The sequence below is a fragment of the Paenibacillus sp. FSL M7-0656 genome (genome assembly GCF_038003225.1).
In the GTDB taxonomy this organism is placed as follows: Bacteria; Bacillota; Bacilli; order Paenibacillales; family Paenibacillaceae; genus Paenibacillus; species Paenibacillus amylolyticus.
Window position 1 is genome coordinate 6,464,851 of sequence record NZ_JBBOOT010000001.1, and the last position, 22,493, is coordinate 6,487,343.

General features: G+C 45.9%; 22 protein-coding genes and 1 other annotated feature. Of the genes, 20 read left to right on the forward strand and 2 right to left on the reverse strand.

All coding sequences use genetic code 11. The annotated features are described in order from the left end of the window. Nucleotides 1-68: 68 nt before the first annotated feature. From spoIIGA to MHI01_RS28355, 12 genes are all read left to right on the forward strand, one after another. On the forward strand, nucleotides 69-1,049 hold the full coding sequence (gene spoIIGA, locus MHI01_RS28300; protein WP_036614861.1) for a sigma-E processing peptidase SpoIIGA: 981 nt from the start codon (nucleotides 69-71) through the stop codon (nucleotides 1,047-1,049). A gap of 11 nt (nucleotides 1,050-1,060) precedes the next feature. Next, nucleotides 1,061-1,783 (forward strand): RNA polymerase sporulation sigma factor SigE, encoded by a 723-nt coding sequence (gene sigE, locus MHI01_RS28305; RefSeq protein ID WP_017687308.1) that lies wholly within the window; start codon nucleotides 1,061-1,063, stop codon nucleotides 1,781-1,783. 111 nt (nucleotides 1,784-1,894) lie between these two features. Then, complete coding sequence (gene sigG / locus MHI01_RS28310) at nucleotides 1,895-2,677, forward strand: RNA polymerase sporulation sigma factor SigG (protein WP_017687309.1); 783 nt, start codon at nucleotides 1,895-1,897, stop codon at nucleotides 2,675-2,677. A 174-nt stretch (nucleotides 2,678-2,851) separates the two neighbouring features. Continuing rightward, nucleotides 2,852-3,244 (forward strand): YlmC/YmxH family sporulation protein, encoded by a 393-nt coding sequence (locus MHI01_RS28315; RefSeq protein WP_017687310.1) that lies wholly within the window; start codon nucleotides 2,852-2,854, stop codon nucleotides 3,242-3,244. 51 nt (nucleotides 3,245-3,295) lie between these two features. Further along, a complete protein-coding gene (gene pgeF / locus MHI01_RS28320; protein ID WP_127545346.1) occupies nucleotides 3,296-4,195 on the forward strand; it encodes a peptidoglycan editing factor PgeF in 900 nt (299 codons plus the stop codon). 6 nt (nucleotides 4,196-4,201) lie between these two features. Then, nucleotides 4,202-4,903, forward strand: coding sequence for a YggS family pyridoxal phosphate-dependent enzyme (locus MHI01_RS28325; RefSeq protein WP_036614854.1), 702 nt, complete (start codon nucleotides 4,202-4,204; stop codon nucleotides 4,901-4,903). After that, on the forward strand, nucleotides 4,894-5,361 hold the full coding sequence (locus tag MHI01_RS28330) for a cell division protein SepF (protein WP_017687313.1): 468 nt from the start codon (nucleotides 4,894-4,896) through the stop codon (nucleotides 5,359-5,361). The genes MHI01_RS28325 and MHI01_RS28330 overlap by 10 nt, the downstream gene beginning before the upstream one ends. A 7-nt stretch (nucleotides 5,362-5,368) precedes the next feature. Then, the gene (locus MHI01_RS28335; RefSeq protein ID WP_017687314.1) at nucleotides 5,369-5,638 is read left to right on the forward strand and encodes a YggT family protein; all 270 of its coding nucleotides are present in this window, start codon (nucleotides 5,369-5,371) and stop codon (nucleotides 5,636-5,638) included. A gap of 239 nt (nucleotides 5,639-5,877) precedes the next feature. Next, nucleotides 5,878-6,660 (forward strand): YlmH family RNA-binding protein, encoded by a 783-nt coding sequence (locus MHI01_RS28340; RefSeq protein ID WP_036614847.1) that lies wholly within the window; start codon nucleotides 5,878-5,880, stop codon nucleotides 6,658-6,660. A 240-nt stretch (nucleotides 6,661-6,900) separates the two neighbouring features. After that, nucleotides 6,901-7,410 carry a DivIVA domain-containing protein gene (locus tag MHI01_RS28345; RefSeq protein ID WP_017687316.1) on the forward strand — a complete coding sequence of 170 codons (510 nt, stop codon included), beginning with the start codon at nucleotides 6,901-6,903 and terminating at the stop codon, nucleotides 7,408-7,410. 57 nt (nucleotides 7,411-7,467) lie between these two features. Beyond that, nucleotides 7,468-7,760: a binding site (T-box leader), on the forward strand. Nucleotides 7,761-8,356: 596 nt separating this feature from the next. Then, complete coding sequence (ileS, locus tag MHI01_RS28350) at nucleotides 8,357-11,455, forward strand: isoleucine--tRNA ligase (RefSeq protein ID WP_340984639.1); 3,099 nt, start codon at nucleotides 8,357-8,359, stop codon at nucleotides 11,453-11,455. 165 nt (nucleotides 11,456-11,620) lie between these two features. After that, nucleotides 11,621-11,980, forward strand: a complete 360-nt coding sequence (locus MHI01_RS28355; protein WP_036674841.1) for a DUF5665 domain-containing protein — start codon at nucleotides 11,621-11,623, stop codon at nucleotides 11,978-11,980. A 41-nt stretch (nucleotides 11,981-12,021) separates the two neighbouring features. Here MHI01_RS28355 and MHI01_RS28360 read toward each other — a convergent pair whose 3' ends face one another. Beyond that, nucleotides 12,022-12,759, reverse strand: coding sequence for a TraR/DksA C4-type zinc finger protein (locus MHI01_RS28360; protein ID WP_074095844.1), 738 nt, complete (start codon nucleotides 12,757-12,759; stop codon nucleotides 12,022-12,024). A 221-nt stretch (nucleotides 12,760-12,980) separates the two neighbouring features. On the opposite strand from MHI01_RS28360, the gene lspA reads away from it, so the two are divergent. From lspA to MHI01_RS28400, 8 genes are all read left to right on the forward strand, one after another. Beyond that, a complete protein-coding gene (gene lspA / locus MHI01_RS28365; protein ID WP_017687321.1) occupies nucleotides 12,981-13,475 on the forward strand; it encodes a signal peptidase II in 495 nt (164 codons plus the stop codon). Next, nucleotides 13,468-14,430, forward strand: a complete 963-nt coding sequence (locus tag MHI01_RS28370; protein ID WP_373865043.1) for an RluA family pseudouridine synthase — start codon at nucleotides 13,468-13,470, stop codon at nucleotides 14,428-14,430. The genes lspA and MHI01_RS28370 overlap by 8 nt, the downstream gene beginning before the upstream one ends. Before the next feature lie 110 nt (nucleotides 14,431-14,540). Further along, nucleotides 14,541-15,794, forward strand: coding sequence for an LL-diaminopimelate aminotransferase (locus tag MHI01_RS28375; RefSeq protein ID WP_036674844.1), 1,254 nt, complete (start codon nucleotides 14,541-14,543; stop codon nucleotides 15,792-15,794). A 203-nt stretch (nucleotides 15,795-15,997) separates the two neighbouring features. Then, nucleotides 15,998-16,888 (forward strand): decaprenyl-phosphate phosphoribosyltransferase, encoded by an 891-nt coding sequence (locus MHI01_RS28380; protein ID WP_340984921.1) that lies wholly within the window; start codon nucleotides 15,998-16,000, stop codon nucleotides 16,886-16,888. Nucleotides 16,889-16,906: 18 nt separating this feature from the next. Further along, nucleotides 16,907-17,539 (forward strand): HAD-IB family hydrolase, encoded by a 633-nt coding sequence (locus MHI01_RS28385; protein WP_036614827.1) that lies wholly within the window; start codon nucleotides 16,907-16,909, stop codon nucleotides 17,537-17,539. A 26-nt stretch (nucleotides 17,540-17,565) separates the two neighbouring features. Next, the gene (locus tag MHI01_RS28390) at nucleotides 17,566-17,856 is read left to right on the forward strand and encodes an EamA family transporter (RefSeq protein ID WP_197997836.1); all 291 of its coding nucleotides are present in this window, start codon (nucleotides 17,566-17,568) and stop codon (nucleotides 17,854-17,856) included. Between the two features lie 4 nt (nucleotides 17,857-17,860). Further along, nucleotides 17,861-18,163, forward strand: a complete 303-nt coding sequence (locus MHI01_RS28395) for a permease (RefSeq protein ID WP_340984640.1) — start codon at nucleotides 17,861-17,863, stop codon at nucleotides 18,161-18,163. Nucleotides 18,164-18,194: 31 nt separating this feature from the next. Further along, nucleotides 18,195-19,499 (forward strand): DUF6080 domain-containing protein, encoded by a 1,305-nt coding sequence (locus tag MHI01_RS28400; protein WP_340984641.1) that lies wholly within the window; start codon nucleotides 18,195-18,197, stop codon nucleotides 19,497-19,499. A 98-nt stretch (nucleotides 19,500-19,597) separates the two neighbouring features. On the opposite strand, the gene MHI01_RS28405 is transcribed toward MHI01_RS28400, so the two are convergent. Then, a complete protein-coding gene (locus MHI01_RS28405; RefSeq protein WP_340984642.1) occupies nucleotides 19,598-22,273 on the reverse strand; it encodes a YhgE/Pip domain-containing protein in 2,676 nt (891 codons plus the stop codon). Nucleotides 22,274-22,493 lie beyond the last annotated feature (220 nt).

Sequence of the window (22,493 nt, forward strand, 5' to 3'; positions counted from 1 at the left end):
TATGCTCATGAATATCAGGATATCGGGTACCGGTATTTCGATATGTTGCGCGCAGGCAGGTGAAGACTTTGGTTGTTTATGTGGATCTGATTTTTTTGACAAACCTGTGTATTGACGGTGCACTCATCGGAATGACCGCCTGGATGCGCAAGACAAAGCTGGTTTGGTGGCGATGGTTGCTGTCAGCCATTGTGGGTGCATTATATGTGGTCATGATGTTTGTACCGGAGTTTGATTTTATGTTCACCTTTCTGATCAAGTTCGGGTTCTCGCTGGTCATGCTTACGATTGCTTTTGGTTTTAAAGGTCTGCAGGCTTTTGCGAGGACGCTCGGTACCTTCTATGTGATTAATTTTGTCGCTGCCGGAGGTATTCTGGGTGTGCATTACATGCTTCAGAGCTCCGGTGAGTTGTTTAACGGCATTTGGTTCACGGCTTCTGGCGGTATGTCATTTGATCTGAAAATTGCTTTCTGGTTCACGTTTATCGTATTTTTTTCTGTCCTGTTTTTATTCAAAGCTGTGCAGAGCTCAAAACGGAAAACGGATCGCATGACGACCTATTTGGGTAAAGTTGAGGTCTGCATCGATGAGGTAGTCATTTCTTGTACAGGCCTTCTGGATACGGGCAATCAACTTACAGATCCCTTATCGCGCATGCCGGTCATGGTGATGGAGGTTTCGTTATGGCAAGACATGTTACCCGCTTCATGGAAGGGTAGACTCAAGGACGAGGCGCCGGACAACCTTATTCTGGAGCTTGATCAGGAAAGTTTTCAGTGGCAGGATCGACTGCGGCTGGTGCCTTATCGGGGCATTAACAAAGGGACTGCGTTTATGCTGGCAATGAAGCCGGACCGGGTGAAGGTGACGATGGAGGAAACATGTTATGAGACGACAAGGGTACTTATTGGTCTGGATGGAGGTGTTTTGTCTTCGGATGGGAAATACCAGGCCGTGATTCATCCTGAACTTGTGCAAGACGCTGCTTCTGCGCAGTCTACGGCTCTCTCTGCGGGAGCAACAGAAAAGCCGCTGAATGTGGTATAGGAGGAACGTACATGCTTGTGAAATGGAAACTGGTGGCGCAGCTGCAATATTACCGTCTGTTATTTTTGTTGGGACTCAAAAGTGAAGAGATCTATTATATTGGGGGAAGTGAGGCACTTCCGCCGCCTTTGACAAGGGAAGAGGAAGAATTTTTGTTGCAAAAATTATCCTCGGGAGACTCGGCCATTCGCGCGATGCTCATTGAGCGCAACCTGCGTCTGGTGGTGTACATTGCACGAAAATTTGAAAACACAGGAATCAATATTGAGGATTTGGTCTCCATTGGAGCGATCGGATTGATCAAGGCAGTTAATACATTTGACCCGGAAAAGAAAATCAAACTGGCAACCTATGCTTCACGTTGTATCGAAAATGAAATTTTAATGTACCTGAGACGTAATAGTAAGATCCGAACTGAAGTTTCTTTTGATGAACCGCTCAACATTGATTGGGATGGAAATGAACTATTATTATCCGATGTACTGGGTACAGAAAACGATACAATCTATCGGAATATTGAAGAGCAGGTAGACCGGAAGCTTCTGCACAAGGCACTGGAAAAATTAACGGAGCGCGAGCGAATGATTATGGAGCTTCGTTTTGGCTTGACGGATGGGGAAGAAAAGACACAAAAAGATGTAGCCGATCTCCTCGGAATCTCCCAATCCTACATCTCTCGACTCGAAAAAAGAATCATTAAAAGACTCCGCAAGGAGTTCAATAAAATGGTCTGAAATACATCTTTGGTCAGAATGGGTATTACTGGCAAGGGTGCCAAGTACGAATAAAAAAGCCTGCCCCGGAGATAATGTACATTAATGTTTCTCCTTGGGAGGTAAATCACGATGACCCGAAACAAAGTCGAGATTTGTGGCGTGGACACCGCAAAATTGCCTGTCCTCACCAACACTGAAATGAGGGAATTGTTTCATTCCCTTCAGCAACACCATGATCGCTCAGCAAGAGAGAAATTAGTGAATGGCAACCTGCGTCTGGTACTCAGTGTCATTCAGCGTTTTAACAATCGGGGGGAGTTTGTCGATGATCTGTTCCAGGTTGGTTGCATCGGCCTGATGAAAGCCATTGATAATTTTGATTTATCCCAGAATGTCAAATTTTCAACCTACGCGGTGCCGATGATTATCGGTGAAATCCGTCGATACCTGCGTGATAATAACCCAATTCGGGTATCTCGCTCCTTGAGGGACATTGCTTACAAAGCACTTCAGGTCCGTGACAGCCTGACGAATAAAAATTCCCGGGAACCGACGATATTTGAAATTGCGGAAGTACTGAATGTGCCGAAGGAAGATGTTGTTTTTGCATTGGACGCCATTCAGGACCCGGTCTCGCTCTTCGAACCGATTTATCATGATGGTGGAGATCCGATCTATGTTATGGATCAGATCAGCGATGACAGAAACAAGGATGTGTCATGGATCGAGGAAATTGCACTTCGTGAAGCGATGCATCGTCTTGGTCAGCGGGAAAAAATGATTCTGTCGATGCGGTTTTTCGAAGGGAAAACCCAGATGGAAGTGGCTGATGAAATTGGCATTTCCCAGGCTCAGGTATCACGTCTGGAGAAATCAGCGATACAGCAGATGCAAAAACATGTAAAGTCATAACACGATGCAAAGGCAGAAGGACGATCAATCGGGGCAGTGTATACCGTTGGTCGTCTTTTTGTTTTGGACCGTTTCCACATTCGATGAAAAACAGGACATTTTTCGCCCCTGAAACATATATTGTATAGAAGCGTGAAGAACGGGCAGAAGAGGAATAACAGGGGGCGGGAATGAATGAAAGTAAATACGAGCGAAGTAGCGGCACGAGGCATGAAAATCTCGGACTTTCAGACAAAGGATGTCATTAACATTACGGATGGTAAACGCCTCGGTCAGATCAGTGATTTGGAGTTGGATCTGAAGCAGGGACGAATTGAAGCGATTGTTGTGCCAGGGTACAGCCGTTTTATGGGTCTTTTTGGCGGGGGAACGGATTTGGTGATTCCCTGGAGAAACATTGTGAAGATTGGTTCAGATGTGATACTGGTGAAGATGGATGAGGTGAAGGAAAATACGTATGACGAGCGTGATCGCGAAGCGCGCCTGTATGATGAACAGCAGCATAACCGCACAGAGCGAGTGGAACGCATTGAACGGTCGGAACGTAATCAGCGTCGAACGATATAAATGAGACAGAATGTGGCTCATTTGGTACACTGGAAGTGGTGAGGTGAGATAATGGAACCCTTTGTATTGGATAAAGAATTACTTGAACGGACCAAAAAACCAAATTCAGATTTCGGTCCTGATCCGTTATTATTATATGTTGAGCCCTGGACACAGCAATTTGAACAGTTGTCAGTCGGGTTTACGACGAGGCATGGTGGAGTAGGAAAAGTTCCGTATGCTACGCTCAATTGTGCTTATCATGTGGGGGATGACCCTGAAGTTGTACTTAACAACCGCAGGCTTGTAACCGAGAAGCTTGGCTTTGCAGCAGAAGCATGGACCTGTGGAGAGCAGGTGCATGGCAAACATGTAGCTGTAATTACCGCTGAAGATCGGAGCAGAGGATTACTTGATCGTCAATCTGCGTTGCAGGATACGGATGGATTGGTCACGAATGTGCCTGGTGTGCTGTTGACTTCTTTCTATGCAGACTGTGTTCCGCTTTATTTCTATGACCCTGTACAGCAGGCGGTAGGTCTTGCTCATGCCGGCTGGAAAGGTACAGTCGCGGGTATCGCTGTATCCATGGTGGAGACGATGGAACGGGAGTATGGCAGCCGTAGGCAGGACATTCGAGCTGCAATCGGTCCGTCGATCGGGGATTGCTGTTATGAAGTGGATGAGGCGGTCATGCAGCATGTACGGGTTTGGTTTGATGATTCCCCGGTTAATGATAAATACGAGGATTCTGCTTCTAAACAAGCATATCGAGCCGTGAATAACGGTAAAACGATGTTAAACTTGAAAGAATGTAATCGACACATTATGATGAAAGCAGGAATAATGCCGGATCATATCGAATGTACAACATGGTGTACAAGTTGTCATCCCGAACTATTTTTCTCCTATCGGAAGGAAAATGGTGTTACAGGGCGGATGGCGAGCTGGATTGGGCTGGAAGAGAGGTGACCCTCTGTGTCATTGGAGGAGCGTATACAACAGGTAAATCAGAAGATCGAGGATGCATGTCGGCGCAGTAACCGTCATCGTGATGATGTGAATGTGATTGCGGTCACGAAATATGTCTCACTTGAAACAACGGGATCGGTGCTGGATCATGGTCTTGAGCATATTGGAGAAAACCGGTGGCAGGATGCACAGGCCAAATGGGAAGCTTTTGGTCAGCAGGGTACCTGGCACTTTATCGGTCATTTGCAGACAAACAAGGTGAAAGACGTGATTGGCAAGTTTCGTTACATACATTCACTGGATCGTTTGTCATTGGCGAAGGAGTTGGATAAAAAAGCAGCTTCACTTGGCATCCAAGTGGAAACGTTTTTGCAGGTGAATATTTCGGGTGAAGAGAGCAAGTATGGATTACAGCCTGAACAGGCAAGTTCTTTTTTGCGTGATATTCGTTCGTTCAACAATCTCAAGGTCGTTGGCCTGATGACTATGGCACCTCATGAGGAAGATCCGGAGCTGACGCGTCCCGTATTTCGTGGATTGCGTGAGCTGAGAGATCAATTGAATGGACAAGCCCTTACAGCAGAGCCATTGACTGAGCTGTCGATGGGGATGTCCAATGATTTTGAAGTGGCCATTGAAGAAGGTGCAACCTGGGTACGGCTAGGATCGATTCTCGTAGGAAAAGAGGAGGGTTCACGATGGGCGTAATGAATAAATTTATGAATTTCCTCGGACTTCAGGAAGAGGAAGAGATTGTGGAACGTGAACGAATGGCTGCGCAGGAGGAAAATGAATCTGAACATCAGGAAGCTGAAACCTCCAGTCTCGATAAACGTAGAAACCAAAGGGGGAATAATGTGGTGAGCATTCATTCCCAGAAAAATGTTAAAGTTGTCCTGTATGAACCGCGTTCTTATGACGAGGCTCAGGAAATTGCCGACCATCTGCGTTCGCATCGTACCGTTGTGGTGAACTTGCAACGAATTCGCCAGGACCAAGCGTTGCGCGTTATTGATTTTCTGAGTGGCACGGTATATGCATTGGGTGGCGGTATTTCCAAAATCGGCGGAAACATTTTTCTCTGTACGCCAGATACGGTTGAAATTCAGGGATCAATTACGGAAATACTGGCTGACAGCGAGCAAGATTATAACAGAATGAGGTGAGCCGTTTTTGGAGTCGTTAGTTAATATTTTGGGTTTTGCATATCAAATTTACTTTTACATGGTCATCGTCTACATATTGATGTCATGGCTTCCCAACGCACGGGAAAGCTTTATCGGTGAATGGCTGGGCAAATTAGTGGAACCATATCTAAGTCCGTTTCGCCGATTTATACCGCCTTTGTTCGGTGTGCTGGATATTTCCCCGATTGTGGCGCTGATCGTTCTGCAACTTGCGCTTAATGGGCTAATCTCCATACTCCGGTATTTTGCATATTAGAGGTTGTTCAAAAAGTCCGCTTTTGATTACGAAGGATGCCTAGTGGCATCGTCAGCATCGAATATGGAATTCAGCCGAAATAAGCGGGAGGCTTACGAAGTATGTTTCCTTCGGAAACATTGTAGTTGCTCACGTAGTTTTTTTCTACGCTCCGCTACTCCATTTCTAGCTTTATCCCATCTTCTCGGTACTGAAAACCGGTCTTTTTGAACACGGACTATTAGGGTAGGGTGACATAGATGAGCGGTGAAATTTACGAACATTTTAGCCATGATGAGCGGGATTTTGTAGATAAGGCTTCGGATTGGGTTGAGCAGGCGGGTAAGTATCATGACATGAAGCTAACTGACTTTCTTGATCCAAGACAGGTTTTTATATTACAGACTCTTGCCAATCGCCGTAACGACGTTCAGATTCGTCTGGATGGTGGTTACGAGGCTGCTGAACGCAAGCGTGCGCTGGTTGCACCTGATTATATGTATCTGGATGATGAGGATATGGGTATGCAGGTGCTCAGTATTACGTCTGATGATCAGAAAATCTCGGAGCTGGAGCATGGGGACTATATGGGTTCCCTGCTCGGGCTTGGGATGAAACGTGGAAAGATCGGGGATATCCAAGTGCTGGAGGACGGTTGCCATACAGTGGTGGCGGCGGAAACCGGCGCTTTTTTATCGCTTCAACTGAATCAGGTGCATCGGTTACATGTGTTCACAGAGTTACTTCCTTTGGATCAGATGCGATGGTCAGAGAGTAAACTGGAGACGATGGACATTACGGTCGCTTCGCTTCGTTTGGATGGAATCTGCGCAGATGTGTATCGGCTTAGTCGCAGTAAAGTGCTGGCTCCGATCAAAGCTGGTCGCTGCCGTGTGAACTGGAAAGTTGAGGAAGATCCCTCCAAGTCGCTAAAAGCGGGTGATGTCGTATCCATTCAGGGATTTGGCCGCTTCAAGGTTATGGAACAGGATGGGATGACCAAAAAAGGGCGTTGCCGAGTGAAAATCGGCAAATTTGCCTGAGTCTGTTGCAGGAAAATCCGCTTTCTTGTCGAAATGTTTATCATAAAGGTGTAGAAAATACGCGGTGTATCCGATAAACATTAAGTCAAAGCTTTACATGAACGTTGGAGGATGCAATTCTGATCCTGCATTCCGTATACGTTGCCAAGGTTAGGCATCAACGATACGGCCCCTTGGGTGGTACCCATATGCTGCAAACCTTCTCTGGACGGGAAGGAACTTTAACAGGAGGTGGACAGCATGCCATTAACGCCGCTGGACATACACAACAAGGAATTTTCCCGACGTTTGCGCGGGTATGACGAGGATGAAGTCAATGAATTCCTGGATCAAGTCATCAAAGATTACGAAGGCGTCATTCGCGAGAACAAAGAGCTGAGCAATCAGTTGCTGTCCGTTCAGGAGAAACTGGATCATTTTTCTACAATTGAAGAGACGCTTAGCAAAACGATTATCATTGCGCAGGAAGCTGCTGATGATGTGAAGGGTAATGCGAAGAAAGAAGCGCAGTTGATCGTGAAGGAAGCAGAGAAAAATGCAGACCGGATCGTGAACGAATCGTTGGGCAAATCTCGCAAAATTGCTTTGGAAGTGGAAGAACTGAAAAAGCAGGCCTCGATTTATCGTGCCCGTTTCCGCACGCTTGTTGAAGCGCAGCTTGAACTGTTGACTCAGGATGGTTGGGAAGTGCTGGAGAGCCGGGAGCAGGAAGTGCGTGACCGTGAGCGGGAGATGAAAGAAATTTATTAGTCTGTCGCCTGGTTGACTTTTGTCTGCAAAGAGGCTATAACTATATTCATAATGAATAGTGATTCCATGACGGGTTCAGTACGTTATGATCTCATCCCTCAGAGAGTTGGTGGTTGGTGCAAACCAATGGATGAGTTATAGCCGAATATCTCCCCGGAGAAGTGACGCTGAAGCGGTGATTATGATTGCCGTGTGTAAGCCGAACCGTAAGCCGTACGTTATAACGGCACCCTGCGGTAGTATAGCGGGGCATAAGCGCTGTTGATGACAGAGCATACCCAGGTTTGCCTGGATGTGGTTTGTGATGAACAGAATTAGGGTGGTAACGCGAGTATAGCCTCGTCCCTTTCCAGGGACGGGGCTTTTTTGTGTCCAAAAAAGGCGAACGTCCATGAGGCCCGAAGGGACCTCAAGGAGAGAGCCACCTGCCGGGGAAGCGAAGCACCCGGCACACGGGTTCGCTAAGGCGAACGTCCATGAGGCCCGAAAGGACCTCAGGGAGAGAGCCGCTCGCCGGGAAAGCAAAGCACCCGGCACACGGGTTTCGCTAAGGTGAGCGTCCATGAGGCCCGAAGGGACCTCAAGGAGAGAGCCTCCTCGCCGGGGAAGCGAAGCACCCGGCACACGGGTTTCGCTAAGGCGAACGTTCATGAGGCCCGAAGGGACCTCAAGGAGAGAGCCGCCCGCTGGGAAAGCGAAGCACCCGGCAACACCCGCCTCGCAGTAAGGCCATGCGGCGTTCACGCAGGGAACAGCCGCAAAATGGCCGCCATCACGCACATTAACCTTCGCCCATAAGCGCCATCGATCCCCAACGACAACCCATCCCGGGTGTCCAGAGGGCGGAGCGCCTATGGGGTCCCCCTTGGCAAGGGGGATTTAGGGGGATTGAAACGCTTTTTGTGGACGGTCCACAATCCAACCAAAGAAAGGGAAGATAATCATCATGCAACGAGTTGACGTCAAAGAGAAGGCACGTGCCAGAGAATTACGCGTGTTAGATAAATGGAAAACGGAGAATACATTTAAAAGATCCATCGAAAACCGGGAGGGCAAAACAAACTTCGTATTTTATGAAGGGCCGCCTACAGCAAACGGTAAACCGCATATCGGTCACGTACTGGGACGGGTAATCAAGGATTTTGTTGGACGGTATAACACGATGAAGGGTTACCGTGTTGTTCGTAAAGCAGGTTGGGATACACATGGTCTGCCTGTAGAACTGGGTGTACAGAAAAAGCTTGGTATCTCCCACAAGTGGGAAATCGAAGATTACGGCGTGGAGAAATTCATTAATGAATGTAAAGCAAGCGTATTTGAATACGAGCAACAATGGCGTGATCTGACAGAAGGTATCGGATATTGGACGGATATGGATAACCCGTATATTACCCTTGATAACAACTACATCGAGAGTGTATGGAACATCCTGGCGACAATTCATGAAAAAGGCCTGTTATATCGTGGTCACCGTGTGAGCCCGTATTGTCCTTCTTGTCAGACAACACTGAGTTCCCATGAAGTTGCACAAGGGTACAAAGACGTCAAAGATCTGAGTGCTACAGCGAAATTCAAACTGAATGACAGCGGAGAATTTGTACTGGCTTGGACGACAACACCTTGGACACTGCCTTCACACGTTGCACTTGCCGTGAATCCGGATATGGACTACTCCCGTGTTCGTCAAGGTGATGAAGTGTACATCATGGCAACCAATCTGGTTGAAAAAGTGATGAAAGATACCAAAGGTGAGTATGAGATCATCGGTGCACTGAAAGGTGCCGATCTGGTTGGCAAAACGTATGATCCTCCGTTCAACTACGTACAGGCTGAGAAAGCCAACATCATTCTGGGTGCAGGCTTTGTAACGGATGCAAGTGGTACGGGTATCGTACACATGGCTCCTGCCCATGGTGAAGATGACTATCGTGTATGCCGTGAGAATGGGATCAGCTTTGTGAACATGGTGGACTTGGAAGGCAAATTTGTCGCTGAGGTTACTGACTTTGCGGGACGTTTTGTGAAGGATTGTGATATTGATATCGTGCGATATCTGTCTGAGCATGGACGGTTGTTCAGCAAAGAAAAATATGAGCACAGCTATCCATTCTGCTGGCGTTGTGATACACCGCTTCTGTACTATGCAATGGATAGCTGGTTTATCCAAACAACAGCCATCAAGGACCAATTGATTGCCAACAACAGTGAAGTGGATTGGTACCCAGGTCACGTTCGTGAAGGTCGCTTCGGGAAATTCCTTGAGGATCTGGTGGATTGGAACATCAGCCGTGATCGCTATTGGGGAACTCCGCTGAACATCTGGGTGTGCGAGGAGACTGGCGAACAATTTGCTCCACACAGCATTGCAGAATTGCGTGCTCGTGCGGTAGGTGATGTGCCTGAGAATCTTGAATTGCATAAACCATATGTGGATGACGTTAAAGTCATGAGCTCTTGTGGCAAATATGAGATGAAACGTACACCGGAAGTGATCGATGTCTGGTTCGACAGCGGCTCCATGCCGTTTGCCCAGCAGCACTATCCATTTGAAAATAAAGAAGTATTCGAACAGCAGTACCCTGCGGATATGATCTGTGAAGGGATTGACCAGACACGTGGCTGGTTCTACAGCTTGCTGGCGGTTTCCACCCTTTTGACAGGCAAAGCGCCTTACAAAGCGGTTATGGCTACAGGACACGTTCTTGACGAGAACGGACAGAAGATGTCCAAATCCAAAGGTAACGTTATCGATCCTTGGGAAGTAATTGAAGAATACGGTACAGATGCATTCCGCTGGGCTTTGTTGTCTGACAGTGCACCGTGGAACAGCAAACGTTTCTCCAAAGGTATCGTAGGGGAAGCCAAATCCAAAATGGTGGATACGCTGGTTAACACCCATGCATTTCTGACGCTTTATGCTACCATTGATGGATTTGATCCACAGGAGCACCCGTTCCAACTGTCTGCACACAAGCTGGATCGCTGGATTCTGTCGAGACTGAACAGCCTGATCCTGGTTGTAGAAAAAGCATTGCTGGTTAACGACTATCTGAACTCTTCCAAAGCGATTGAAGCATTTGTTGATGAGTTGAGTAACTGGTATATCCGTCGTTCCCGTGACCGGTTCTGGGGAAGTGGTCTGACAGAGGATAAACTGGACGCTTACCGTACATTGACTGAGGTACTGGTGACTACTGCGAAGTTGGTTGCTCCGTTTACACCGATGCTGGCAGAAGACATCTATCTGAACCTTGCAACAGGTGAGAGTGTGCACATGGAAGACTATCCGGTAGCCAACGAAGCGCTGATTGATGCAGGACTGGAACAGGATATGGAGACGGCTCGCCGCGTGGTTGAACTTGCCCGTAACGTTCGTAACGAAACAGGCATCAAGACACGTCAGCCGCTGTCCGAATTGATTGTTTCTTTGGATAAAGGGTTTGACCTGGCAAGTTATGAAGAGATCATCAAAGAAGAGATCAATGTAAAAGGAATCCGTACGGAGCATAATGATGCGGAATTCGTTGACTTTACATTGAAGCTGAACCTGAAAGTTGCAGGTAAGAAATACGGTAAAAACGTAGGGTTCCTGCAGAACTTCTTCAAGGGAATGTCAGCCGATGAGACGCGTAAAGTGGTTTCGGAAGGTGTACTGAACATCGTTTCACCGGAAGGCGAAGAGCTGCAAGTAACGAGCGAAGAATTATTGGTTGATAAACAGGCCAAATCAGGTTTTGCTTCAGCATCAGGTTACGGTCTGACGGTTGCGCTGAATACCGAAATCACGGTAGCCTTGGAACAGGAAGGTTGGGTCCGTGAAGTGGTTCGTGCTGTGCAGGATACCCGGAAACGTCTGGACCTGCCGATTGAGAAAAGAGTACGTTTGACACTGGATGTGGATGCATCTCTTCAGGAAGCTATTCAGGCGTTTGATGATGTGTTGCGTGAAAATGTTCTCGTAACCGAAGTTACATTTGGCTCGAATGAGTCCATGGAACGCGTTGAAGCCGGAGGCAAATCGATCGGTATTTACATCGAAGCGTAATTCGGAGCATGTCCCATTCAATTAGGACAGAATATAGAGTATAAACAAACGAGCCGCAGAGGCAGGGACATATTCCCTGGTTCTGGGCTCGTTTGTTTTTTAGGCAATAAGGCAATGATTCTATAGTGCAGTCAATCTATATTGATCAAAGGAACTGACCAAAACATGAGCGAACATGACAAGCAAACCGCATCCACTTCACAACAACCAACATCAGATAATCTGAATTCGCATGACAAAATTGAAGAGTTACATACCCTGACGAACCGTCTGGCGAATGAACTGGAACGTTCACGAATAGCGCAATACACAGAATTGCTGAACAGACCATGGAAATTGATTGGACTTAACCTGTTGTCTGGAGCCGCACGAGGTGTGGGGATTGCGATTGGGTTTACCTTTTTCGCAGCAACGATCATTTACGTTTTGCAGCTACTTGGGGCGCTCAATCTTCCCATTGTTGGAGATTACATCGCTGATATTGTGCGCATTGTCCAGCGCCAGCTTGATATGAACACATACTAAGCGATTAGCAGCGATTAAAGGTGAAAGATATCAAAGTGCATTTAGTACATGTCATCCGTCTCCATATCCGGTTCTAACAGACCCTCGCCTTCACGGTTCTCCAGGTACTGGCGATATTGCCGATTACGCACGATGGAGACGTCATGACCATAGATGTCCGTGGCAACAAAGCTTTCGTACGCTTCAACGCATCCTTCCACTTCATCGGTGGCTTCAATCGCCATAACATCATAGCTGTCGATATCGCGTCCTTCAGCCATGGCTGGTGAGTTCGATGTGCCCCAGCTTTCAACAATCTGCCAAGTGTCTTCACCATCGAAGCCATTTTGATCATCACGCTCGTCCAGACTGGTTCGACCAAATGCCGGGGCAAGGAATTCTTCTTCTACAGGGCGGTTCTCAGAGACAACGGTTTCTGGTTGATGTTTTTTGCAGTATTTGGTGTAGGGGACAGCTTCCATGCGTTCATAAGGGATGGGTTGCTGGCAGACCGCACATGTACCGTAATGTCCTTCTTCGATGGAGTGCAGTGCAGAATCGATTCGTTCCAATTGGAATTCATCATGTTCCAGCAGGGAAATATCTTTCTCGCGTTCATACACCTCCGTGGCTATGTCACCAGGATGGTTATCAATTGGTGATAATTCACCTGTCTGTAGTTTAAGGGAGTCTCCAAGGCCATAATGCTCGTTTTCCGACAGTCTATGTTCAATATCGCGCTTATCGGACATCAGTTGGGAACGTAGAAATTGTAGCTGTTCGTTAGTAAAATGTGACATGATTTTCCCCTTTCTGCTTTCATGCTGAAATCCGGATTTTGACTCTATTGTAGGATGTGCCATTGAGGGCAAGATTACAGAAGGGAAATGTTATCGTTTTTGCCATAAGCATTGCGATGTAGCGCGTCGTGGACGATTTCCAAACAGCTGTGCTACAATAAACAAGTCTGGCGTAAGCCTGGTATCGTTTGGAAAAGACAAGAACGGAGTGACAAACAAACGTGGTGTATTATATCCTCGCTTTTATCGTATTTTTATTGGATCAGGGAACCAAGTATCTGATTGCAACCCGGATGGAACTCAGAGAAGAAATTCCGGTCATTGGCAATTTCTTTGTCATCACATCACATCGTAACTCAGGAGCAGCATTTGGCATTCTGCAAGACCAGCGTTGGTTCTTTATCGTGGTTACGTTGATTGTGGTCGTTGCCTTGATTTGGTATTTGCAAAAGGTAAAAGATACCCCGCACAAATTGCTACCTGTGGCGCTAAGTTTGGTGCTTGGTGGAGCAATTGGCAACTTCCTTGACCGGGCATTGACCGGAGAAGTTGTAGATTTTGTACAACTTAATTTTGGAAGTTATACGTTTCCCATTTTTAACATCGCCGATTCGGCAATCTGCATCGGTGTAGGGTTGATCATAGTGGAGACATTGCTTGAAGGACGGCGCGAAAAAGCAGCCGCGAAGATTGAAGGGAATGAACATCATGAGTAATCCGAATAAGGAACAGATTAACGACGAAGAACTAATGAATGGCAATGAACGTATGGAATGGACCGTTGCCGCTGAACATAAAAAAGAACGAATTGACAAATATATTACGGAAGCCGTGGATAACGTATCTCGCTCCCAAGTTCAATTGTGGATCGGAGACGGAATGGTTACGGTAAATGGTTCTGTAGTCAAAGCCAATGCCAAGTTATCCGAAGGGGATCTGGTTGAGTTACAGATTCCAGAACCAGCTGCTGTGGAGATCATTGCCGAAGATATTCCGCTGGAAGTGGTATATGAAGATAGCGACCTGATCGTGATCAACAAACAGCGTGGTCTTGTGGTGCATCCGGCACCAGGACACACGTCGGGTACCCTCGTTAATGCACTTATGCATCACTGCAAAGACCTCTCGGGTATTAATGGGGAGTTGCGTCCTGGTATTGTGCATCGTATCGATAAGGATACATCCGGCCTGATCATGGCTGCCAAGAACGATCGTGCTCATGCATCACTGGCTGCTCAGTTGAAGGAACATACGGTGAATAGACGGTATATTGCGCTTGTTCATGGTCATCTTAATCATGATCAAGGTACCATTGATGCACCGATTGGACGGGATACCAATGACCGCAAAATGTATACGGTCACAGAACGTAACAGTAAACATGCCGTTACGCATTTTACCGTTACAGAGCGGATTAATGATTACACCTTGCTGGAATTGAAACTGGAGACAGGACGTACTCACCAGATTCGGGTTCACATGAAATTTATTGGTCACCCGCTTGTAGGAGATCCAACTTATGGACGGAATAAAGGCATCAAAATGCAAGGACAGGCTCTTCATGCGGCCATTCTTGGATTTGTGCATCCAACAACGGGAGAATACCTTGAATTTTCAGCTCCGATTCCGCAAGATATGGAAGACGTGCTCGCCTCGCTACGCAGTCGTTAACAGCTCCAAGAAAGTACAAATGTTCGGATACTTTGTCCATGGCTTTGATCACGCAAATGCTTCATATTAAAGTGTAGAAATTTGCGTCAAATGAGGAGATGAACAACGTTATGAGTATCGATAAATACCAAGAAACTTACATTCAGACTAATTTTGCCGACCGTATCGGTGGCTCCAACTATGGTAAAGACACGAACATTTATAAATTCGAGAAAATCAAACGTGCCAAAGCTTCGGCAAAAAAAGATTTTCCCGATGTGGAACTGATTGACCTTGGTGTAGGTGAACCGGACGAAATGGCTGATGCAGGCATTGTAGCTGCACTTGCAGAAGAAGCTTCCAGACCTGAGAACCGTGGTTATGCCGACAATGGTATTCCTGAATTCAAAGCTGCTGCTGCTTCCTACCTGAAAAACGTATTCAACGTAGAAGGTATCGATGCAGATACTGAAATCGTACACTCCATTGGTTCAAAACCGGCTTTGGCGATGATGCCTTCATGCTTCATCAATCCGGGTGATGTGACGATCATGACCGTTCCAGGTTACCCGGTTATGGGTACACATACGAAGTATCTGGGTGGAGAAGTGTTCAACATCCAATTGACGAAAGAAAACAACTTCCTGCCTGATCTGACGGCTATCCCGGAAGACATCGCAAAACGTGCGAAGTTGCTCTACCTGAACTATCCGAACAACCCAACAGGCGCAAGCGCGACGGTGGAGTTCTTCACTGAAGTTGTGGAATGGGCTAAGAAATACAATGTTGTGGTTGTACATGATGCTCCATACGCAGCATTGACGTATGATGGCAAAAAACCGTTCAGCTTCCTGTCGGTACCTGGTGCGAAGGATGTCGGCGTAGAGTTACACTCTCTGTCCAAGTCCTACAACATGACGGGTTGGAGAATCGGATTTGTAGCGGGTAACCCGCTTGTAGTCAAAGCATTCAGTGACGTGAAGGACAACAATGACTCCGGTCAGTTCATCGCGATTCAAAAGGCTGCTGCTTATGGATTGAATCACCCTGAAATTACGGAAAAAATTGCAGAGAAATATTCTCGCCGTCACGACATGCTCGTTGCCGCATTGAACGAACTGGGCTTCCAGGCTGAAAAACCTAAAGGTTCATTCTTCCTGTATGTAGAAGCACCAAAAGGTGTGGTTGGCGGACGTCGCTTCGAATCAGGCGAAGATTTCTCCCAATTCCTGATCCGTGAGAAACTGATCTCATCCGTACCTTGGGATGATGCGGGTAATTTTGTTCGTTTCTCCGTAACCTTTGAAGCGAAGGGTGAAGAGGAAGAGAAACGTGTTATTGCTGAGATCAAACGTCGTCTGAGCGACGTACAATTTGAATTTTAATCGCATTACCCAATAGTTAAATCATGTACTAACGAAGAGACCGGAAACGGTCTCTTTTTTTATGCCCATATTAGAATTTTTTCATTTACTCCCTTTACAAAATTATACAAGCAACATATGATTAGATCTTTACGTTATTTGTTATATACAGAAGTTGTTGTTGAAGGGAGTTATTACAATTGTTATCATCACGAACAAGTACGGTGTCCTCACCGGCTACAGGAACAGGCAGTACAGTGTCAGGATTAATCAGATTGTTAAGACCCAAACAGTGGACTAAAAATCTGCTGTTATTTGCTGCGTTACTATTTTCTTTTGAAGAGATTCGGACTGAAACCATTCTTACGACGTTGCTTGGTTTTATTCTATTTAGCCTTGTTGCAGGCTGTGTTTATATTTTAAATGACTTTGTAGACCGGGACAGGGATCGACAGCATCCGGTGAAAAAGTATCGTCCTATGGCTTCTGGGCAGGTGAATCCGAGTCATGCTTTGTTGTTTGGCATTATTCTATTAATCCTTTCCGTAGGAACGGCCTTCATGATGAACCCTCTATTCGGGGTGTTATGTATCGTTTATTTCCTGTTGAATGTATCGTATTCATTTGTGCTGAAACATCTTGTTATCCTGGATATGATGACCATTGCAGCCGGCTTTGTACTTCGTGCCATTGCAGGTGGTGTGCTGATCCATGTGCCATTCACACCGTGGTTTTTGATCTGTACCATGCTGTTGTCGTTGTTTTTGGCCATTGGAAAACGCAGAAATGAACTCACGTTGCTTGAGGGAAATACGGGATCACATCGTAAGGTTTTGGATAACTACTCCATTACGTTACTGGATCAATTCAATACAATTGTGACAACAGCTACGATTATCAGTTATTCCCTGTTCACATTCACTTCAGATCGAACCATTCATCTCATGTGGACGATCCCATTGGTCATTTACGGCATGTTCCGTTACCTGTATCTGATCCACATGAAGAACCAGGGAGGTTCGCCCGATCGTGTGCTGTTTGAGGACAAGCCTATATTAATTACGGTTATGTTGTATGTGATAAGTGTTGTTACAATCTTTGCAATCTTTGAATAAAGGCTGAGGGGGATCAGGGTGAAAAGCACGAAAGTCGCAATTTTTGATATTGATAAAACGATCATACGCAGTGATTCCATGTTTCAATTTGTGCATTACGGTGTTCGCCGTTACCCGTGGCAGGTATGGAGATTACCTGTCATTGCATTACATACCGTGTTATTCAAGGCAGGTTTTATGACGGTTGAACAAGTCAAACGATCCTACTTTCAAGAAATTGAGCGTATGTCTGAAAAAGATCTCGAACATTTCTTTGATACTCGCTTGCGTACGTCCATTTTTGCCGAGGCCAGTGTAGAGATGCAACATCGCAAAGAAGCAGGGTATCATGTCTTGCTAGTAACTGCATCTCCGCATGCCTATATGAAATACTTTAATAATTTTCCCTGGGTGGATCATGTAATTGGAACTGAACTTGTCCGTCATGAGAATGGTTACACATGCAGAGTTGATGGCAGCAATTGCAAAGGGGAAGAGAAGGTACGCCGAATTCAGGCTTATCTGAGTGAGAAGAATATGGTCATTGATTATGACCAGTCATGTTCCTACTCGGACTCCTTATCCGACCTTCCAGTCATGCAACTTGTAAGTCAACGATACTTTATTAACAAGCGTGTTCCGGACATGGAGGCATTAACGTGGGGGAAATAAAATCGCGTCATACTGGTAAATGGTTGATGCTCGTTTCCGCTTTTCTGACAGCAACGGGTCAATTGTTTTGGAAATGGGGACTAACCGAGTGGATTTACCTAGGTGTTGGTTTTCTGTGTTATGGACTTGGAGCGATTTTGATGATTAAAGCTTTTGCTCTGGAAAAACTCTCAGTTGCTTATCCTCTGATGTGTGCCAGCTACGTATTTGCCTTAATCTATGGGTATTTTTTGCTTGGGGAAGAAATTACGGTGCAAAAGCTGGCAGCAGTTGTGTTGCTTGGAATCGGGGTGACATTAACCAGTGTTGATCGATAGCTGGATGGTTGCCGTATTAATTGTCATGACGTTGTGTGGTGCACTGGGTGGGGCCGGATTGAAAGCTTATGCGACAAGTCGCAATCGCCTGCATGTGCTCACGGGTCTCGGATTCTATGGAACAGGTGCATTACTGAATATTGTATTGTTGAAGTTTCTTCCATTAACCGTAGTACTGCCTGCCAACGCATTAACATATGTCTGGACTCTGATCATCGCACGGTTGGTATTTAAGGAGATGGTGGGCCCTTTACGCTGGATAGGTGTGGCATGTATTATGGGTGGCCTACTGTTACTGGTGTTTTAGAACTTAATTAATCAGGATGTGAAATGAAAGAATGAACTTTTTAGATTACTTATTTTATAATCGCAGAGCCAACTGGACAGCCTTTTACCTGTTTGCGGGATTTGCTCTGTTCTATGGTTTAATGAACGGCTCGTATGTTCTGTACATTGAAAATAATGCAGAGATGCTTGGGGCGTATACCCCATTTAATACAACGCTGTTTCCAATCAATTTATTCAACTTTGATCCTTCAATGTATTATGGGGACAACAGTTCTTCCGTGATCCATCCGCTGATTTCCTTTCTCGCAGTAACCCTTGCGGCTGTAGCGAAATTTCTGGGAGGCAACTGGTTCTTTCTAATCCTGCAATCGCTGGTGAATGCGGGTTCGGTGGTGCTGGCGTATCTGTTCCTGAGTCAAAAAGAAGATAAACCGACCATCGTACCGCTGCTGCTTGCCTTACTGTTTGGTTTCAGTTCATACCTGATGTATACCGCGTTGATCCCGGATTCGTATCCTTATGTACAGTTCGTTATTCTGTTGTCGGTGGTTTACATGCAGTATACTCGTGAGCGTCAGGACGTACGTTATGTACCCAATGCATTGCTTGCATCGATTAACTTTGGACTAACCTCGACCAATATCGTACCATTTGCTGCTGCCACATTCTTTAATATGAATACATGGCGCAATAAGGCGAATTTGAAAAAATACATCGGCATCATGGCACTGGCGGTTCTGATCATCGTCGTATTAACTGGCATTCAGTATGTTGCCTTTGGGGGCCGTAGCTGGGTTAGTAACTGGCTGTTGGGCATTCAAAATGGTGGAACAAGCTATGCAACACCATTCCAGTTCGCTGTTCATTGGAAAGTATTGAACATGTTAACCATTAATCCGATGCTGACACCGAAGATGCATTTACTGGACCCGGGCATGGCAGCCTTTGTTACGGATCTATCACGTTCCAATCCAATCTATGTGCAGATGACAGGTATCTTTGTTTTACTACTGGCATTCATGGGCTTCATTAAGGGCATTCGTGAACGTGAAGTGTGGACCATTGTGCCATATATTCTGTTTGCCTTTTTGCTTCATGTCGTCGTGGGCTTTGGTCTGGCTGTATTTCAATATGATATGTACCTGTATGCGGGACATTATCTGTTTGCGTTCTTCCTGTTGGGTGGAGGTTTCGTCATCAGCCTTCGTCCGGGATTGGGGAAAAAAGTGGTTATAGGCTTGATCATGTTATGTGTTATCGTTACGGCAAGTAACAACATCTATCGCCATGTAGAAACATTAACAACAATCAAACAATCCTATAATCAGTTGGAACAGGAACGCTCAGTGAAATAGTCAAATAGTAAATGTATCGATTCATATAATGAAACGAGAAAAGGCCATTGGATGTAAAGTCCAATGGCCTTTTCTTAATTAGTGTTGAGCAAAATGAGTTAAGCAATAATTTTGGTCTTCTTGGCATTCTCGGCTGAACGTTTGGTGAGACTGCTGAGTGGACGTTTCAAAGCGAGAGCAACAATGAGACTCAGCGCGATGAACATACACAACCACAGAATATCCTTGATGGCAGTAGACCACAATATGCCGCCGACCGACTCACGCAGCAGACTGATCGCATACGTGAAGGGCATGAACGGATTCAATGCTTGGAAAAAGGGTGATGTCATGCTGATTGGGAACGTACCGCCGGAGCTGGAGAACTGGAACACCATGAAGATAATGGCGATCCCTTTTCCGATATTTCCAAATACGGACAGCAGGGTGTACGTTATGGTGACAAATACGGCACTCACCAGCATGGCAAACAGGACAAACCACAGTTTATCTGCAACATAGGTACCCAGGATTAAGATATCTCCCAGGGTGACACATATCGCCTGAAGTAACCCAATGGTCAGAAAAGTAGCGAGACGTCCAAGATACAATTCATATCCCCGGAACTTGCTCCCTGGATTCTCAGCTTCGGCACGAAGCAGAGAAATCAACAGTGTTGAGCCAACCCACAAGGACAGCACGCCATAAAATGGTGACATGGCCGATCCATAATTCGGAATCGGATAAAGCTGTTGTTCTTTGATTTGCACGGGACTCGAAAGGAAAGCACTCTCTTCTTCAATATCGCCGCGCAAAAGTTTGGCGAGCTCCGCAAACTGGTTATTACCTTCGACCTCCCGAAGTTTGTCAGCAGCCTTGCTGATGGCACTTTCCAATGCTGGCAGATCATCACGTACAAGCGCGGCAACACGGTGAACTCCTTTTTCGACCTCCGGCAGCTGATTCTGTACAAAATCGGATGCCTTGCCTATCTGTTTCTCGGCAGTAGGCAGATCATTACGAACAAAATCAGCTGCTTCGTTCAGTTTGTTTCCCAGCTTGGGTAGATCGTTTCGAATTAATGAAGAAACTGTGTTCAGAGCTTGGATAAAACCTTCACTTTTGTTCGCGAGTGTCTCTGATATCTGATGGATCTTAGATTGTATTTGAGGCAGTTCGCTCTGGATTTTTGTCAACTCTGCCTGCCCAAACGTAATTCCTTCTTTGGCTGATGCAAGAATGTCCGCAATATCCGGAATACGATCTTTTGCTCCTTGCAGAGTTTCTGCTGAAGTGGAGAGGGTAGACCTGAGCTTATCCGCACCAGCTGCAAGTGCAGGCGATATTTCACTTTCATAGGTGTTTAAGATATTGCCAATCCCGCTGCTGATGTCCTTCGAGAGAGTATTTAACTGAGCGATGACGTCTGTTGGTGGAGTTGTATTACGACGCATGGCATCACTGATGATACCAGCCAAGCGGATCTGCAACTGAAGTTTATCTGAAACGGAGTTCAGTTGTGTGATTTTATCGGCAAGTGGTTGGCTTGGAAGCAAGTTATTGATGTTGCCCAGTAGTTCTGCCATACTGTCCACGAGTTTTACCGCAACCCCTAAACGTGAAGCAATCCGGTCGAGATCTTCTACTGTAGGAAGGTTATTAAGATCCGAATTTTGCAATTGTGCAAATACGTCTCCTGTAGCGTTAGTAATCTGCTGCACCAGCAGAAGATTTTGGCGGATCGTCGGGCCAATTGTCTGAAACGCTTCTTCACTGGAATCCACGAACTGATTTAATCCCTCTGCAAGCTCAATCCCGTTGCCAGCGATTTGTGATACTTTGTCCAAACCTTGCTCTGCTGCCGTTACGATAGACAGAGCTTTGTTGGTTTTATCCAGCGCCGTTTGGATGACATCTGATACCTGGCCAAAGTTTTCATCCACTTCTCGAATGCGTTCTACCGCTTTTTGTATATCCGGTATCCGCTCTTGAATAGCCAGCACTTCGGAAGCCGCATCATTAATTTGTGGCCAATACTCCTGCACCTTGAGCACATACTGTACTGCTTCATTGATTTCAGGCAGTTTTTTCTCGATTTCAACGATCTTTTGAGCATCTTTTACAATCTCGGGCATGGCTTTTTCTACTTCCAGAACCTTTTGACCTGCGGCTTGAATAGCCGGAAGATTTTTCTCCAGCGTAAAAATGCCATTCTCCATTTTGCGTAATGTTGGAAGCTGGGAATTAATCTCAACCCCGGCTTCATTCAGCTTGGTCAGAACGGCCTCACTGACGGCTTCAGTGAAATTTTCATTGATTTGTGTTGTTATGGCAGATACACCAGAGCCTGTGATTTTAGGAGCAATGGCATTCACCTTCTCATTGACGGTATAGATTACTTCCGGTCGCTCCAGCTTCCCATTAACGATGCCTGTAATTTTGGATGAAAAGTCCCCCGGAATGAGCAGGCTTGCATAATACTCTCCAGTTTGCACACCCCGATTAGCCTCAGCCTGGTCCACAAAAGTCCAGCCCAGCTTTTCGTTGTGTTTAAGGCTGGATACCAGTTCGTCTCCGATATTAACATGGGTTCCTTCAACAGTCGCACCCTTGTCCTCAGTTGTCACCGCAATTTTGATCCCCTGGGTATTACTGTATGGGTCCCAGACGGACTTCACGTTGACCCAGTCATACACCCCGGGCAGTAGAATAATAGCCACAATTAGAAATATACCTGTGGGAACCTTCAGAATATGCAACCAGTCTGTTTTGTAAACGTGCCAAATGTGACGCATGACTTCCTCCTAAATGTACATAAATGTAGGGCGTAACTTATTTCTATGTCGTAAATTTGTGAATCTTATGTATATCGGTATTATTGCAGTATCTAATAATGGGTTCATGTTTATAAACTGTACCCATTTCACTTGGTACTAATTCAGAGCCTTCATATATTGCGTAAAATGAAACTCACTGTCTGTTCTAAAAAGAAGTGTTTTATCTCTTTTGAGTACA